The organism is Bacillus sp. EKM501B (assembly GCF_011800505.1).
In the GTDB taxonomy this organism is placed as follows: domain Bacteria; phylum Bacillota; class Bacilli; order Bacillales; family Bacillaceae_G; genus Bacillus_A; species Bacillus_A cereus.
On record NZ_JAALFZ010000036.1, the window covers coordinates 1 to 14,775 of the forward strand.

The following is a 14,775-nucleotide window of genomic DNA, read 5'->3' on the forward strand; positions in this document are numbered from 1 at the left end:
AGTTGGGACCTTGTCCCTGTGAGAGTAGGACGTCGCCAAGCAACTAAAAACACAAGTCATTTGACTTGTGTTTTTTTATTTCCCATGAAATAGATTTGGTTCCATTAATAAAAAATTTGAAATATAGTAAGGGATTTTTTGAGCAGAAATACTTAGAAATTGATAAATAAATGGATAATCTTCAGAACCATAACTGCCAAGTAAGTCATACCACCAATCTGTTTCATACCTAGAAATCATGCTTAAATTATAGAGCAATAAATAATGAATGAGGAGTTCAGGTAATATTGGCTTAGGATTTCTAGGATCAGTCGTAAGTGGCAAATAATAAGTATTAGTAAGATGTTCATAGTATAAAGGAGTACTGTACATAGGATTCCATGATTGAATGGGCGCCGTAAAAAGTAAATTCGATTCATTAGTCTTCTCAGGTACGTGCTGTATTGATAAATGCTTACAAGATGTTTCAATGTAACGAGAAAATCTCTCTTTAGTCATATGTAATCGATCTAGTAGGTTGACTGAAAAGGAGAGCTCATTTTTAATTGTTGAATCGATTTTATATAAAGTTGATCCTTTCTGACTATAACGAAATAAATTTTGTAATTCTGGAATATTTCCCATTAGTTCTAACATGTTAAATTTTTCTGCTTCTAAGTGTTTCATGTGAAACAGTTGTTCTGCAACATGAGTAAATAATCCGTTTTTTTGTACCTTCACCTCATCTTCTAAAAATTGATACCCTTGTTTTTTTCGTTTGCGAGTTGTAACGCCATGAGCTAAAACAGTAGTGGATTCAGGATAGTTAGGGTCAATAGTTAGTAGGCATGCTTTAAAAAGTTGACTAATTCCATAAAATAACAACATTGGTTGAATGGAAAATGGAGCTGTCTTATATAATTCATAATAATTTTTCCCGTGTTCTAAGTAATAAATAAAGGGATAACAATTTTCAAAACTTTTTTTTTCGGCATCCTGAATAGAGGATTTTTCGTAACAACGGGCAAGATAACGTTGTACGTTTTGAGATGAAAAAAAGAAACTTAACTGCTGCCAAGTACAAGATGTTTGATGCATATATTACGCTCCTTTTATTGTCTAAAAATTCTAACATATATATACGTCCTTGACAGTATTTTAACCAATTGATAAGCTACTAATAATAATTTCTGGTATCATAGGGGGAACAATTATGTGGGAATCTAAATTTGTTAAAGAAGGTTTGACTTTTGATGATGTATTACTTGTACCAGCTAGGTCAGATATATTACCAAGAGAAGTAAGTGTTAAAACAGTTTTATCTGAAAGCTTACAGCTAAACATCCCGTTAATTAGTGCAGGAATGGATACAGTAACAGAAGCTGACATGGCTATTGCAATGGCTCGCCAGGGTGGTTTAGGAATTATTCATAAGAATATGTCTATTGAGCAACAAGCAGAGCAAGTTGATAAAGTAAAGCGCTCTGAAAGCGGCGTTATTTCAGATCCTTTCTTCTTAACTCCAGAACATCAAGTATATGATGCAGAACATCTTATGGGAAAATATCGTATCTCAGGTGTACCGGTTGTAAATAATTTAGATGAGCGAAAATTAGTTGGTATTATTACAAACCGTGATATGCGCTTCATCCAAGACTACTCAATCAAAATTTCTGACGTAATGACAAAAGAACAATTAATTACAGCTCCAGTTGGTACTACACTGGAAGAAGCTGAAAAGATCCTACAAAAGTATAAAATTGAAAAACTCCCTCTTGTTGATAATAACGGTGTATTACAAGGGCTTATTACAATAAAAGATATTGAAAAAGTAATTGAATTCCCAAACTCTGCTAAAGATAAGCAAGGACGCTTATTAGTTGGAGCAGCAGTTGGTGTAACAGCGGATGCTATGCTTCGCATCGATGCATTAGTAAAAGCTAGTGTAGATGCAATTGTACTTGATACAGCACATGGGCATTCTAAAGGTGTTATTGATAAGGTAAAAGAAGTTCGTGCTAAATATCCATCACTAAATATTATCGCTGGAAATGTTGCTACTGCTGAAGCAACGAAAGCACTAATTGAAGCTGGTGCAAACGTAGTTAAAGTTGGTATTGGACCAGGTTCTATTTGTACAACACGCGTTGTAGCCGGTGTTGGTGTACCACAATTAACTGCGGTTTATGATTGTGCAACAGAAGCTCGTAAACACGGCATTCCAGTTATTGCTGATGGCGGTATTAAGTACTCTGGTGATATGGTGAAAGCTTTAGCGGCAGGAGCACATGTTGTTATGCTAGGTAGCATGTTTGCAGGTGTTGCAGAAAGCCCTGGAGAAACTGAAATTTACCAAGGTCGTCAATTTAAAGTGTATCGTGGTATGGGTTCTGTCGGTGCGATGGAAAAAGGAAGTAAAGATCGTTACTTCCAAGAAGGCAATAAAAAACTTGTCCCAGAAGGTATTGAAGGACGAGTACCATATAAAGGACCTTTAGCAGATACAGTTCACCAATTAGTTGGTGGCTTACGTGCAGGTATGGGATATTGCGGAGCACAGGATTTAGAATTCTTACGCGAAAATGCACAATTCATTCGTATGTCAGGTGCTGGCTTACGTGAAAGTCATCCTCATCACGTACAAATTACAAAAGAGGCTCCAAACTACTCATTATAATGTCTTATATACAAATAGACAGAGATTTGATATCTCTGTCTATTTTTTTTTGATTATGTTAGAATAACGGTTATGTGAGTACATAGATATTGGGGGTAGCAAAAGTGAAAGGTATGTTTTGCAAAAGATTCATTGCTTTGGTAACAGTGCTTACACTAGCTTGTAGCATTTTTATGCCATATAGCAATGCATCAGCTGAAACAGGAGCCGCTTTAAACATTGAAGCAGGTGCGGCAATTTTAGTAGAAGCGAATTCTGGGAAAATTTTATATCAAAAGAATGCAGATGAATTATTATCCATTGCTAGTATGACAAAGATGATGAGTGAATATTTAGTTCACGAAGCAGTGGATAAAGGAAAACTTAAGTGGGACCAGAAAATTAAGGTTTCTGAATATGCATATAAGGTTTCACAAGATGCTTCATTATCAAATGTTGCATTAGAAAATGGTGGCTCTTATACAGTAAAAGAGTTATACGAGGCAATGGCAATCTTTTCTGCAAATGGTGCAACAATTGCATTAGCAGAAGCAATTGCAGGTAAAGAAGTAGACTTCGTAAAAATGATGAATGATAAATCGAAAGAACTAGGGTTGAAAAATTATAAATTTGTCAATTCTACAGGTTTAACGAATAAAGATTTAAAGGGAATGCATCCTGAAGGAACAACAGCGGATGAAGAAAATAAAATGTCTGCAAAGGATGTTGCAACTTTAGCACAACATTTAATTAAAGATTATCCAAAAGTGTTAGATACAGCAAAAATCCCTAAAAAAGAATTCCGTCCAGAAAAAGAGAAGTTTGCAATGTCGAACTGGAACTGGATGTTAAAGGGCTTAGTTAAAGAATATGATGGCGTAGACGGCCTAAAAACAGGCTCAACTCCAGAGGCAGGAGATTGCTTCACTGGTACGGTTGAAAGAAACGGAATGCGTTTTATTTCTGTAGTTATTAAAACAAGTTCTCATACAGCACGTTTTGATGAAACAAAGAAGCTATATGATTATGGATTTGCTAACTTTGAAGTAAAACAAATGTATAAAAAAGGTTCTTCAGTAAAAGGACAAGAAACAGTACGAGTAGAAAATGCGAAAGATAAAGATGTAGCAGTTCAAACGAAACAAGCTATTTCACTTCCGGTGCCAAAAGGAAGTAAAGATGTTTATAAAACGGAATTAAAAGAATCAAGCAAGGGACAAGAAGCACCTATTAAAAAGGGAGCTGCGCTTGGTCAAATGGTAATTACGCCAAAAGATACAAACGACCCTGGATTTTTAACTGGTAAGTCACTGCAAGTGGATCTTGTAACAACATCTGAAGTAGAAGAAGCAAACTGGTTTACTCGTGCTATGCGCGGAATTGGTTCATTCTTTAGTGGCATGTGGAATAGTGCTGTTGATACAGTAAAAGGTTGGTTTTAAAAGCTCCTCATGATAGGAGCTTTTTTTTATTCCTATTTTTCATACCGACTTTATGAAAAAGTAGTAGACAAGCATCTGATAGTTAGTGGTAGAATGTAAGAGTATTCTTAATTTTCGCCTTTAACGGGGGAAAGCAATTCACCTAGGGGGGTTTTTGTACATGACAAATGTAACAGGGACAGAACGTGTAAAACGTGGAATGGCAGAAATGCAAAAAGGCGGCGTTATTATGGACGTAGTTAACGCTGAACAAGCAAAAATTGCAGAAGAGGCAGGCGCAGTTGCCGTTATGGCATTAGAGCGTGTACCAGCAGATATTCGTGCAGCAGGTGGCGTTTCTCGTATGGCAGACCCAACAATTGTTGAAGAAGTTATGGGTGCGGTGTCAATTCCGGTTATGGCAAAATGCCGTATCGGTCACCTTGTAGAAGCACGTGTATTAGAATCATTAGGGGTAGACTATATCGATGAGAGTGAAGTATTAACTCCTGCTGATGAAGTATACCATTTAAATAAACGTGATTACACAGTTCCATTTGTATGTGGTTGCCGTGATATCGGAGAAGCTGCACGTCGTATTGCAGAAGGTGCATCTATGCTTCGTACAAAAGGTGAACCAGGAACAGGAAACATTGTAGAGGCAGTGCGTCATATGCGCCAAGTCAATGCAGAAATCCGTCAAGTTGCGAGTCTACGTGAAGATGAGTTAATGACATATGCAAAAAATACTGGCGCTCCTTACGAAGTATTACTTGAAATTAAACGCCTTGGTCGCTTACCAGTTGTAAACTTTGCGGCAGGTGGTGTAGCAACACCAGCAGATGCAGCATTAATGATGCAACTTGGTGCTGATGGGGTATTTGTTGGATCTGGTATCTTCAAATCAGAAAACCCAGAGAAATTTGCACGTGCAATCGTTGAAGCAACGACTCATTATGAAGATTACGAACTAATTGCAAACCTTTCTAAAGGATTAGGTAATGCAATGAAGGGTGTCGAAATTTCAACGTTATTACCAGAACAACGCATGCAAGAGCGTGGATGGTAATTAAAGGAGAACTTTAAAATGGTGAAAATCGGTGTACTAGGTCTTCAAGGTGCAGTTCGTGAGCATGTAAAATCAGTTGAAGCAAGTGGTGCAGAAGCTGTTGTTGTAAAGCGTATAGAGCAACTTGAAGAGATTGATGGTCTTATTTTACCAGGCGGTGAAAGTACAACAATGCGCCGTCTTATTGATAAGTATGCTTTCATGGAACCACTTCGTACATTTGCAAAGTCTGGTAAACCAATGTTTGGTACATGTGCAGGGATGATTCTTCTTGCGAAAACACTTATTGGCTATGAAGAAGCACATATTGGTGCTATGGATATTACAGTTGAGCGCAATGCGTTCGGACGCCAAAAGGATAGTTTTGAAGCTGCGCTTTCAATTGAAGGCGTGGGTGAAGACTTCATTGGTGTATTTATCCGTGCGCCGTATGTTGTAGAAGTAGCTGATAATGTTGAAGTGCTTTCTAAGCATGGTGACCGAATGGTAGCGGTAAGACAAGATCAGTTTTTAGCTGCTTCATTCCATCCGGAATTAACAGATGATCATCGTGTGACAGCATACTTTGTTGAAATGGTAAAAGAAGCGAAAATGAAAAAAGTTGTATAAGTAACTTGCAACTTGTATAAGATTATAGTAAATTGATGGTAACAATTTTATAAAATAAGCGTGTTGATAGGAAATAGTAACAAATGTCGTTTCTTATAGAGAGTCGATGGTTGGTGGAAATCGATAGAAACAGTTTGTGAATCCATCCTGGAATGGAATGTGGAATATCTTTTGGATTAGTAAGCATTCCCGGTGAAGAGCCGTTATTTCTACTTGAGAGGAAAGCGGTAATGCTTTCAACTAGGGTGGCAACGCGGGTTAACTCCCGTCCCTTTATATAGGGACGGGAGTTTTTTGTGTTTTATAAAATAAAAGGAGGAGTATATAATGCTTGATATTAAATTTTTACGTACAAACTTTGAAGAAGTAAAAGCGAAATTACAGCATAGAGGCGAAGATTTAACTGATTTCGGCCGTTTTGAAGAACTTGATACGAGAAGAAGAGAACTACTTGTTCAGACAGAAGAATTAAAAAGTAAACGTAACGAAGTATCTCAACAAATTTCTGTATTAAAGCGCGAAAAGAAAGATGCAGAGGCTCTAATTTTAGAAATGCGTGAGGTTGGAGAAAAAGTAAAGGATCTTGATAACGAACTTCGTACAGTTGAAGAAGACTTAGAAAGATTAATGTTATCTATTCCAAATATCCCTCATGAATCTGCTCCAGTTGGTGAAACAGAGGATGATAATGTAGTAGCACGTACTTGGGGAGAAGTGAAAGAATTTACTTTTGAGCCAAAACCACATTGGGATCTTGCTACTGATTTAGGAATTTTAGATTTTGAACGCGCTGGGAAAGTAACAGGAAGCCGCTTCGTATTTTACAAAGGTGCTGGTGCAAGATTAGAGCGTGCTTTAATTAGCTTTATGCTTGATCTTCATACTGATGAGCATGGATATGAAGAAGTATTACCTCCATATATGGTAAACCGTGCAAGTATGACGGGAACAGGACAACTTCCAAAGTTTGAAGAAGATGCATTCCGTATTGAAAGTGAAGATTACTTCTTAATTCCAACAGCTGAAGTACCTGTAACGAATATGCATCGTGATGAGATTTTAAATAAAGAGCAATTGCCTATAAGATATGCTGCATTTAGCTCTTGCTTCCGTTCTGAAGCAGGTTCAGCTGGTCGTGATACACGTGGTTTAATTCGCCAGCATCAGTTCAATAAAGTAGAGCTTGTGAAGTTCGTAAAACCAGAAGATTCTTATGAAGAATTAGAAAAATTAACAAATGATGCAGAACGCGTGTTACAATTATTAGAGTTGCCATATCGCGTTATGAGCATGTGCACAGGCGATTTAGGATTTACAGCAGCGAAGAAATACGATATTGAAGTATGGATTCCAAGCTATGGCACATATCGTGAAATTTCTTCTTGTAGTAATTTTGAAGCTTTCCAAGCGAGACGTGCAAATATCCGTTTCCGCCGTGAGCCAAATGGAAAACCAGAACATGTTCATACATTAAATGGATCTGGTCTTGCAATCGGACGTACGGTTGCAGCTATTTTAGAGAACTACCAACAAGAAGATGGTACAATTATAATTCCAGAAGTTCTTCGCCCTTATATGGGAGGAAAAACAGTTATTAAGTAAATTTAAACATTCATCGGTATGAGTGATTGGTAATTATGAGCGTTGTCAGTACTGTAATGTAGGAAGGGAAAAGTAAAATTTTCCTTTCCTCATAATTTATTTTAGTAGGGTTGACTAACTGTTTTTCTTTTGATATTATATTTGATGTCAATATGGAGGTATACCCAAGTCTGGCTGAAGGGATTGGTCTTGAAAACCGACAGGCGGCGAGAGTCGCGCGGGGGTTCGAATCCCTCTACCTCCTCCAGATATAATTGACAACAGCGCATATAAGTGGAGATTGGAGAACTCGTTACCAACACGTAACGAGTTTTTATTTTAAAACCAATCATAAAGTATGGTGTAAGGTAATTTTGTCCTTATTACACACTCATATTCCGATGATTATCTTCATAGATATGAAAGGAGTCAACATGGATCTTATTATACAAACGTTTCCTTTAGATGGAAAAACTTTATATTATGTACAATGTCCTGTCTGTAAGAACAATAGAATTTTAAACAGTGGTGCAAACGTATCACGCATTATTAGTGATGATACATTCCGTAAACTTTGTGGTTGTACTTGTGATGTAAAACAAGCTACGAGTAAAGTAGAGGCGCCAAAACAAGTTAAAAAAGCAGCTGTAAAGAAAGCGGCGGCTCCAAAACGTACAGGTAAAGTATTAACGGCAGTAATTAACGGGAAAGAAATGACTGTTAAAGAGATTGCTGAAGCATACGATATTAGTACAAGTACTGTTCGTCAGCGCATTAACGCAGGAAAACCTGAGAGTGAAATTATTGCTCCAACAAAGAAGAAGTAATTTAATAGGAAAACCCGTGCATATGCACGGGTTTTTTATTTTACAAGTTTACGTGTTTGTTTTAAAAAATGGCCAATTTTTTTAATGATTGGTTCGATTGAATCACCATCTTTTAAAATATCGTACTCATTAATATTTAAGCGTAATACAGGGCATGAATTAAAGTTGTTAATCCAGTTTTCATAACGTCCATGCATTTCTTTCCAGTACTCAATTGGTGTTTGCTGTTCCATTGGGCGCCCGCGTTCTTGAATACGATCGACAATATCATCGAAAGAACCTTCTAAGTAAATTAATAAGTCTGGATGAGGGAAGTAAGGAGTCATGACCATAGCGTCAAATAAACCTTTGTATGTTTCATAATCAGTTTCCGTCATTGTTCCTTTTTCATGATGCATCTTTGCGAAAATTCCAGTGTCTTCGTAAATGGAACGATCTTGAACAAAACCGCCACCATATTCAAAAATTCTTTTTTGTTCCTTAAATCGTTCTGCTAAAAAGTACACTTGTAGGTGGAAGCTCCAACGAGTGAAGTCCGCATAGAACTTGTCCAAATATGGATTGGAATCTACTTTTTCAAATGATGTGCGATAACCTAAAGCATTAGCTAATGCAGTTGTCATAGTTGATTTACCCACACCTACCGTTCCGGCGATAGTGATTACTGCGTCATTGGGTATATCATATTTTTGCCTTAAATTCATTATTATTTCGACTCCTTTAAGAGAGTATTTTGAAGGGCAGATAGGATGACGTTTAAATCATCAGGATTTTTTACAAAATCCATATCGTCTCCATTAAATTTCAATACTGGTATTTCCGGATGATCTTTTTTAAAAGCATCCATTGCTGTTTCATAATCTTTTGTGAGCTGTAGTAAGTAATTTGGATCCATGTTTTTTTCAAATTCTCTTCCGCGCATGGCAATTCGTTTTTGCAATGTTTCTAGGCTAGCTGTTAAATAAACAATGACATTTGGCACAGGCATATCTTGTGTAAGGATACGATAAATTTGCATGTATTTGTCATATTGGGAGTCTTTTAATGTGCGGGATGCAAAAATTAAATTTTTAAAGATATGGTAATCCGCTACTACTGGTTTCCTTTGATTCAAATACTTTATGTTAATGTCTTCTAATTGTTTGTATCTATTACAAAGAAAGAACATCTCTGTTTGAAAACTCCATTCGTCGATGTCTTCATAGAACTTTCCTAAAAAGGGATTTTCATCAACAATCTCTTTTAGTAAGTGGAGTTGCATGTGAGTTGAAATTTCCTTCGCAAGTGAAGTTTTTCCAACACCAATTGGTCCTTCAACCGTGATAAATGGTACTCCGGTCACGCTGTTTCCTCCTTTCAATCAGTGATTTACCGTGACTACTAAAAACACAAAACAGAATTATTGTAGCACAAGAGGGAAGCGAGCGGGTTAATTTGATATAAAAAGTTAGAAAATAGATATATGTATTAATTAAATTTTATTTTGGTTGATGATGTTATAGTTGCTTTCAATGTAGTTTCCATTATTTTTAAAGCATGTATATTATCTTGGTCGTTGTTAGAGGCGATACAATCCTCTGGTACATACAATGTATAATTTCTCATATGAGCATCATTAGCTGTAAATAGGATACATATATTTCCGGCAACCCCTGTTAATATTAGATTTTCTATTTTTAAATAACCTAGTAATGAATTTAAAGGTGTTTCATAAAAAGCGGAATAATGTGGTTTAATAAAAATGTAATCATCAGAACTTGGAGCAATCTTATGGATTATGTTTTCGCTATATTCATTTGTACAATGAGTAATAAGTTGGTCGATATCAGATCTCCACAGTTGATAATGGTCATTAACGTAAATTATAGGACAGCCGAAGGATTTCATTTTTTTCTTTAATTGTAAAATAGGGTTTGTTATAATTTCACATTTTTTAGCTAGAATGGGTCCGTGGGAAAATTGAAAGTCATTAATCATATCGATAATGAGCAAGGCGGTATTTTTCATATGTAATCCCCTCTCTTTTTTCTTTTAGGGTGGATTGAATTTGTAAAAGTTATCCCCTGTGTAGTAAATGGAAATAAGTGTACTTTATTTGTAATGAAAGGACTATGTTATGGAACAAGATCAAGATATTTATTTTATGCAATTAGCGATAGAAGAAGCTAAAAAGGCAGAGGAAATACAGGAAGTACCAATTGGAGCAGTTATAGTGTTAGATGGTGAGGTAATTAGTGTTGCCCATAATTTAAGGGAAACTGAGCAGAGATCAATAGCTCATGCTGAGTTGCTAGCGATAGATGAGGCGTGTAAAAAATTAGGGACATGGCGTTTAGAAGATGCAACATTGTATGTAACATTAGAACCTTGTCCAATGTGTGCAGGTGGAATTGTTTTATCACGAGTGAAGCGAGTTGTATATGGTGCAAGTGATCCGAAGGGCGGATGTGCAGGGACATTGATGAATCTTTTAACGGATGAACGCTTCAATCATCAATGTGAAGTAGTATCTGGTGTACTAGAGGAAGAATGCGGTACGTTGTTAACAAGCTTTTTTAGAGAGCTTCGTAAAAAAAGAAAAGCAATAAAAAAATTAGAGAAGAATACTGGGAACTAACGTATTTGCATTTTATAAAGAAACAAGTTATACTGATAATGCCTTTAATGAAGGCAACCGAATATTGGTTTTAACTTTGCCGTGCTAAGCGGGGAGGTAGCGGTGCCCTATACTCGCAATCCGCTCTAGCGAGGCCGAATCCCCTCTCGAGGTTATGTTGCTGTAAGGTCTGCCTTAAGTAAGTGGTGTTGACGTTTGGGTCCTGCGCAACGGGACCCCGTGAACCTTGTCAGGTCCGGAAGGAAGCAGCAATAAGCGGGTCTTCTCGTGTGCCGCAGGAGTGCCTGAACCGAGCTAACTGCTTGAGTAACGCTTATGGTACGTAATCGACGGAGGGTGCACGGCAGTTATATATGTATACAAAACTCACCTTAATACAAAGGTGAGTTTTTTGTATAGAAAATAACTTTTGGAATCTATAAACAGAATGGGTTATAATAAATGAGATAATAACCTTTGAGGGAGGCCGTATTTTCGTGTCATACCAAGCGTTATACCGAACATGGAGACCGCAAAAGTTCGAAGATGTAGTCGGTCAAAAGCACGTGACAAAAACGTTGCAAAATGCCCTTCTTCAAGAGAAAGTTTCACATGCTTATTTATTTTCTGGCCCGAGGGGAACAGGAAAAACGACAATTGCAAAAGTATTTGCAAAAGCAATTAACTGTGAACATGCTCCGGTAGCTGAACCTTGTAATGAATGTCCTTCTTGTTTAGGAATTACACAAGGATCCATTTCAGATGTATTAGAAATTGATGCGGCTTCAAATAACGGTGTAGATGAAATTCGAGATATTAGAGATAAAGTAAAATATGCTCCAAGTGCTGTAGAATATAAAGTATACATTATTGATGAAGTTCACATGCTTTCTATGGGTGCATTCAATGCGCTTTTAAAAACCTTAGAAGAGCCGCCAGGACATGTTATCTTTATTTTGGCGACAACAGAACCTCATAAGATCCCGCCTACAATTATTTCACGTTGTCAGCGTTTTGAATTCCGAAAAATATCAGTGAATGATATTGTTGAGAGATTATCAACGGTCGTGACAAATGAAGGTACGCAAGTGGAAGATGAGGCATTACAAATTGTTGCGCGTGCTGCTGAAGGTGGTATGCGTGACGCACTTAGTCTTATTGATCAGGCTATATCTTATAGTGATGAGACCGTTACGACAGAAGATGTATTGGCCGTAACAGGATCTGTTTCTCAGCAATACTTAGGCAATTTAGTAGAATGCATACGTGAAAATGATGTATCAAGAGCATTGCAAATCATAGATGAAATGATGAGTAAAGGGAAGGATCCAGTTCGTTTTATGGAGGATTTCATTTACTATTATCGTGATATGCTTTTATATCAAACTTCACCGCAACTAGAACATATGTTGGAACGAGTAATTGTAGATGATCAATTCCGTAAGTTGAGTGAAGAAATGCAACCGGAAGTGATCTATGAGATTATTCATACCCTTAGTAAGGGACAACAGGAAATGAAGTGGACAAATCATCCGCGTATTTTCTTAGAAGTTGTTATGGTGCAATTGTGTCAACAGTTTATGATGCAAGCAAATGGTACAGATCGTTTGCAAGCAATTATGAACAGGATGCAGCAACTGGAGAAAGAGTTAGAGCAAGTTAAAAAGAACGGTGTGCCAGCTGGTGTACAACAGGAAGTAAGAGAGACACGTGCAACACCAAAGCCGGTAAGAACAGGAAGTATGAAGATTCCTGTCGGACGTGTAAATGAAGTATTAAAACAAGCGAAGCGTCAAGATTTAGAACAATTAAAAGCTGTATGGGGTGAGTTGTTAGGAAGACTCAAATCATATAACAAAGTAGCGTTTGCTGTTTTACTAGAAAATAGCGAACCAGTGGCAGCTTCAGATGACACTTACGTTTTAGCATTTCAATATGAGATTCACTGTAAGATGGCGAGCGAAAATCGAGAAGCTATGGATACAGTAGAACAAGCTTTATTTGAATTGCTAAGTAAAAGGTTAAATATGATTGCCATTCCAAAAAGTGAATGGGGTAAAATCCGTGAAGACTTTTTACAACGTGAAGGTGGAGAGTCTGAAGAAAGCCCAGAGAAAAAGGAAGATCCTCTTATAGAAGAGGCAGTGAAATTAGTAGGGCAAGAACTCATTGAAATAAAAGAGTAATAATAATTAGGAGGAATTAATTATGATGCGTGGCGGAATGGGAAATATGAATAACATGATGAAACAAATGCAAAAGATGCAAAAGGACATGGCGAAAGCACAAGAAGAGCTTGGTGAAAAAACAGTTGAAGGTACAGCTGGCGGCGGAATGATTACAGTTATCGCAAATGGTCACAAGCAAATTCTTGAAGTGAAGATTAAAGAAGAAGTTGTAGATCCAGAAGATATCGAAATGCTACAAGACTTAGTATTAGCTGCAACAAATGATGCACTTAAAAAGGCTGATGAGCTTTCAAACTCTACAATGGGTAAATTTACAAAAGGCTTAAACTTACCAGGTGGAATGTTCTAGGAGGATATTGATACATGCATTATCCAGAACCAATATCAAAACTAATCGATAGTTTTATGAAGTTGCCAGGTATCGGACCGAAAACAGCGGTTCGATTGGCATTTTTCGTATTAGATATGAAAGAAGATGATGTGTTAGGTTTCGCGAAAGCACTTGTAAATGCGAAGCGAGATTTAGCGTACTGTTCTGTATGCGGACATATTACTGATCGTGATCCTTGTTATATTTGTAATGATTCACATCGAGATCAATCAGTTGTTTGTGTCGTACAAGAACCGAAAGATGTAATCGCGATGGAAAAAATGAAAGAGTATCAAGGTGTATATCATGTGTTACGTGGTGCGATTTCTCCTATGGAGGGAATTGGACCGGAAGACATTAATATCCCGCAACTCTTAAAGCGACTACATGATGAAACGGTACAAGAAGTGATATTAGCAACAAACCCTAATATTGAAGGGGAAGCTACAGCGATGTATATCTCCCGCCTCTTAAAACCTACAGGCATTAAAGTAACTCGTATTGCACATGGTCTGCCAGTTGGTGGAGATTTAGAATATGCAGATGAAGTGACATTATCCAAAGCGTTAGAAGGTCGCAGAGAAGTATAAGAGGAGAAACGAAAATGTTCTTTCAAAAAAAGGGTAAATTGCGTAAAGAGTATGACGATAAGTTAATTGTACTTTTGGAAAAAGTGAAGAATGAGTGGTTACGTCAGAAGAGAATGGTCGAACAAAGTGTAGAACCGTCTCAAGATGTCATTTGTTCTTTGAAAATAGCAGAGGCGAAATATTTCTTTTTGTTGAAAGAAGCAAAGCGTCGTCCTGTAAAAATGGAACAATGGTAAAAGGTTCTGCTTTCTAAGCAGGCCTTTTTATTTTATTTGTTAAATGCTGAGGTATCGTTTTATTTAGTTTATATAAAAGAGATGCTGCATATGATAACTGTTCTTTTTTATTGTCTTGTCCCATACAAATAGATGTATAGGTCATTCATAAGGAGGAAAAAATGAATTCTACAATTATTATTGTTGGCATTCTTACTTTAGTATTTATTTTTCTTGTTTTTGGTGTTGCCTCTAAGCCATTACGTTTTATAGGTAAGGTGATTTTTCATGTTACTTTAGGAATAGCATTGCTTTTTATCGTAAATGTTGTAGGGACATATTTTGATTTTCATATCCCGATTAACATGGGGACAGCAGCAATAACGAGTTTGTTAGGCTTACCGGGTGTGGCAGCATTAGTGATTATTAAGCTTTATATCATGCCAAGATAAAATTATTTTGGCATTTTTTTAAAAAGTGTTGACTATTAAATGATTAATATGGTAAATTAATAAGCGTCGTCAGCAACGAAAGAAAAAAGCTGTTGACAGATTTAACGAGAAGTGTTAAATTATAAAAGTCGCTGAAACGCGATATTGAACTTTGAAAACTAAACGAAACAAACAACGTGAAACGTCAATTTTTATTTTAGATGCTAGACAAACTAACTTTA

The 14,775-nt window shown here is 36.8% G+C and carries 16 protein-coding genes, 1 tRNA gene, 1 other RNA gene and 1 other annotated feature; of the genes, 14 read left to right on the top strand and 4 right to left on the bottom strand.

Going from position 1 to position 14,775, the window contains the following annotated elements; translation table 11 throughout:
- Positions 1–75: 75 nt before the first annotated feature.
- Positions 76–1,077 (bottom strand): YaaC family protein, encoded by a 1,002-nt coding sequence (locus tag HFD78_RS28425; RefSeq protein ID WP_000554287.1) that lies wholly within the window; start codon positions 1,075–1,077, stop codon positions 76–78.
- A gap of 115 nt (positions 1,078–1,192) precedes the next feature.
- Here HFD78_RS28425 and guaB point away from each other — a divergent pair, with 115 nt between their 5' ends.
- The 7 genes from guaB (at position 1,193) to HFD78_RS28460 (ending at position 8,142) form a co-directional block, all read left to right on the top strand.
- Complete coding sequence (gene guaB / locus HFD78_RS28430; protein ID WP_000264088.1) at positions 1,193–2,656, top strand: IMP dehydrogenase; 1,464 nt, start codon at positions 1,193–1,195, stop codon at positions 2,654–2,656.
- Positions 2,657–2,769: 113 nt separating this feature from the next.
- Positions 2,770–4,077 carry a D-alanyl-D-alanine carboxypeptidase DacA gene (gene dacA / locus HFD78_RS28435; RefSeq protein ID WP_125653127.1) on the top strand — a complete coding sequence of 436 codons (1,308 nt, stop codon included), beginning with the start codon at positions 2,770–2,772 and terminating at the stop codon, positions 4,075–4,077.
- 160 nt (positions 4,078–4,237) lie between these two features.
- Positions 4,238–5,125 (top strand): pyridoxal 5'-phosphate synthase lyase subunit PdxS, encoded by an 888-nt coding sequence (gene pdxS, locus HFD78_RS28440; protein ID WP_000186164.1) that lies wholly within the window; start codon positions 4,238–4,240, stop codon positions 5,123–5,125.
- An 18-nt stretch (positions 5,126–5,143) separates the two neighbouring features.
- A complete protein-coding gene (gene pdxT / locus HFD78_RS28445) occupies positions 5,144–5,734 on the top strand; it encodes a pyridoxal 5'-phosphate synthase glutaminase subunit PdxT (RefSeq protein WP_000238783.1) in 591 nt (196 codons plus the stop codon).
- A gap of 54 nt (positions 5,735–5,788) precedes the next feature.
- Positions 5,789–6,010, top strand: a binding site (T-box leader).
- A 51-nt stretch (positions 6,011–6,061) separates the two neighbouring features.
- Positions 6,062–7,336, top strand: coding sequence for a serine--tRNA ligase (gene serS, locus HFD78_RS28450; RefSeq protein ID WP_000884186.1), 1,275 nt, complete (start codon positions 6,062–6,064; stop codon positions 7,334–7,336).
- A gap of 154 nt (positions 7,337–7,490) precedes the next feature.
- A tRNA-Ser gene (locus HFD78_RS28455) sits at positions 7,491–7,583 on the top strand.
- A 166-nt stretch (positions 7,584–7,749) separates the two neighbouring features.
- A complete protein-coding gene (locus HFD78_RS28460; RefSeq protein ID WP_000364196.1) occupies positions 7,750–8,142 on the top strand; it encodes a sigma factor-like helix-turn-helix DNA-binding protein in 393 nt (130 codons plus the stop codon).
- A 35-nt stretch (positions 8,143–8,177) separates the two neighbouring features.
- Here HFD78_RS28460 and HFD78_RS28465 read toward each other — a convergent pair whose 3' ends face one another.
- From HFD78_RS28465 to HFD78_RS28475, 3 genes are all read right to left on the bottom strand, one after another.
- Positions 8,178–8,846 carry a deoxynucleoside kinase gene (locus HFD78_RS28465; RefSeq protein ID WP_001053585.1) on the bottom strand — a complete coding sequence of 223 codons (669 nt, stop codon included), beginning with the start codon at positions 8,844–8,846 and terminating at the stop codon, positions 8,178–8,180.
- A 2-nt stretch (positions 8,847–8,848) separates the two neighbouring features.
- A complete protein-coding gene (locus HFD78_RS28470; protein ID WP_000148218.1) occupies positions 8,849–9,484 on the bottom strand; it encodes a deoxynucleoside kinase in 636 nt (211 codons plus the stop codon).
- A 125-nt stretch (positions 9,485–9,609) separates the two neighbouring features.
- A complete protein-coding gene (locus HFD78_RS28475) occupies positions 9,610–10,149 on the bottom strand; it encodes a cysteine hydrolase family protein (protein ID WP_000798712.1) in 540 nt (179 codons plus the stop codon).
- Between the two features lie 109 nt (positions 10,150–10,258).
- Between HFD78_RS28475 and tadA the strand changes: the two genes are divergently transcribed.
- From tadA to HFD78_RS28510, 7 genes are all read left to right on the top strand, one after another.
- Positions 10,259–10,759 (top strand): tRNA adenosine(34) deaminase TadA, encoded by a 501-nt coding sequence (gene tadA, locus HFD78_RS28480; protein WP_000434332.1) that lies wholly within the window; start codon positions 10,259–10,261, stop codon positions 10,757–10,759.
- A gap of 79 nt (positions 10,760–10,838) precedes the next feature.
- Positions 10,839–11,103, top strand: an RNA gene (gene ffs, locus HFD78_RS28485) — signal recognition particle sRNA large type.
- A 132-nt stretch (positions 11,104–11,235) separates the two neighbouring features.
- Positions 11,236–12,924, top strand: a complete 1,689-nt coding sequence (gene dnaX / locus HFD78_RS28490) for a DNA polymerase III subunit gamma/tau (RefSeq protein WP_000121575.1) — start codon at positions 11,236–11,238, stop codon at positions 12,922–12,924.
- Between the two features lie 25 nt (positions 12,925–12,949).
- Entirely contained in the window at positions 12,950–13,276 is a 327-nt protein-coding gene (locus HFD78_RS28495; RefSeq protein ID WP_014894853.1) for a YbaB/EbfC family nucleoid-associated protein, read from the top strand.
- 14 nt (positions 13,277–13,290) lie between these two features.
- Positions 13,291–13,887 carry a recombination protein RecR gene (recR, locus tag HFD78_RS28500; protein ID WP_000559169.1) on the top strand — a complete coding sequence of 199 codons (597 nt, stop codon included), beginning with the start codon at positions 13,291–13,293 and terminating at the stop codon, positions 13,885–13,887.
- A 14-nt stretch (positions 13,888–13,901) separates the two neighbouring features.
- Positions 13,902–14,123, top strand: coding sequence for a YaaL family protein (locus HFD78_RS28505; RefSeq protein WP_000466019.1), 222 nt, complete (start codon positions 13,902–13,904; stop codon positions 14,121–14,123).
- Between the two features lie 161 nt (positions 14,124–14,284).
- A complete protein-coding gene (locus HFD78_RS28510; protein ID WP_001089273.1) occupies positions 14,285–14,554 on the top strand; it encodes a pro-sigmaK processing inhibitor BofA family protein in 270 nt (89 codons plus the stop codon).
- The last annotated feature ends 221 nt before the right edge of the window (positions 14,555–14,775 follow it).

What these genes read in the sequence shown, in the direction of transcription:
- guaB (WP_000264088.1), top strand. Translation starts at nt 1,193, where the DNA reads ATGTGGGAATCTAAATTTGTTAAAGAAGGTTTGACTTTTGATGATGTA.
- tadA (WP_000434332.1), top strand. Translation starts at nt 10,259, where the DNA reads ATGGAACAAGATCAAGATATTTATTTTATGCAATTAGCGATAGAAGAA.
- HFD78_RS28425 (WP_000554287.1), bottom strand. Translation starts at nt 1,077, where the DNA reads ATGCATCAAACATCTTGTACTTGGCAGCAGTTAAGTTTCTTTTTTTCA.
- HFD78_RS28510 (WP_001089273.1), top strand. Translation starts at nt 14,285, where the DNA reads ATGAATTCTACAATTATTATTGTTGGCATTCTTACTTTAGTATTTATT.
- HFD78_RS28505 (WP_000466019.1), top strand. Translation starts at nt 13,902, where the DNA reads ATGTTCTTTCAAAAAAAGGGTAAATTGCGTAAAGAGTATGACGATAAG.
- HFD78_RS28495 (WP_014894853.1), top strand. Translation starts at nt 12,950, where the DNA reads ATGCGTGGCGGAATGGGAAATATGAATAACATGATGAAACAAATGCAA.
- HFD78_RS28465 (WP_001053585.1), bottom strand. Translation starts at nt 8,846, where the DNA reads ATGAATTTAAGGCAAAAATATGATATACCCAATGACGCAGTAATCACT.
- pdxT (WP_000238783.1), top strand. Translation starts at nt 5,144, where the DNA reads ATGGTGAAAATCGGTGTACTAGGTCTTCAAGGTGCAGTTCGTGAGCAT.
- pdxS (WP_000186164.1), top strand. Translation starts at nt 4,238, where the DNA reads ATGACAAATGTAACAGGGACAGAACGTGTAAAACGTGGAATGGCAGAA.
- HFD78_RS28460 (WP_000364196.1), top strand. Translation starts at nt 7,750, where the DNA reads ATGGATCTTATTATACAAACGTTTCCTTTAGATGGAAAAACTTTATAT.
- serS (WP_000884186.1), top strand. Translation starts at nt 6,062, where the DNA reads ATGCTTGATATTAAATTTTTACGTACAAACTTTGAAGAAGTAAAAGCG.
- recR (WP_000559169.1), top strand. Translation starts at nt 13,291, where the DNA reads ATGCATTATCCAGAACCAATATCAAAACTAATCGATAGTTTTATGAAG.
- dacA (WP_125653127.1), top strand. Translation starts at nt 2,770, where the DNA reads ATGTTTTGCAAAAGATTCATTGCTTTGGTAACAGTGCTTACACTAGCT.
- HFD78_RS28475 (WP_000798712.1), bottom strand. Translation starts at nt 10,149, where the DNA reads ATGAAAAATACCGCCTTGCTCATTATCGATATGATTAATGACTTTCAA.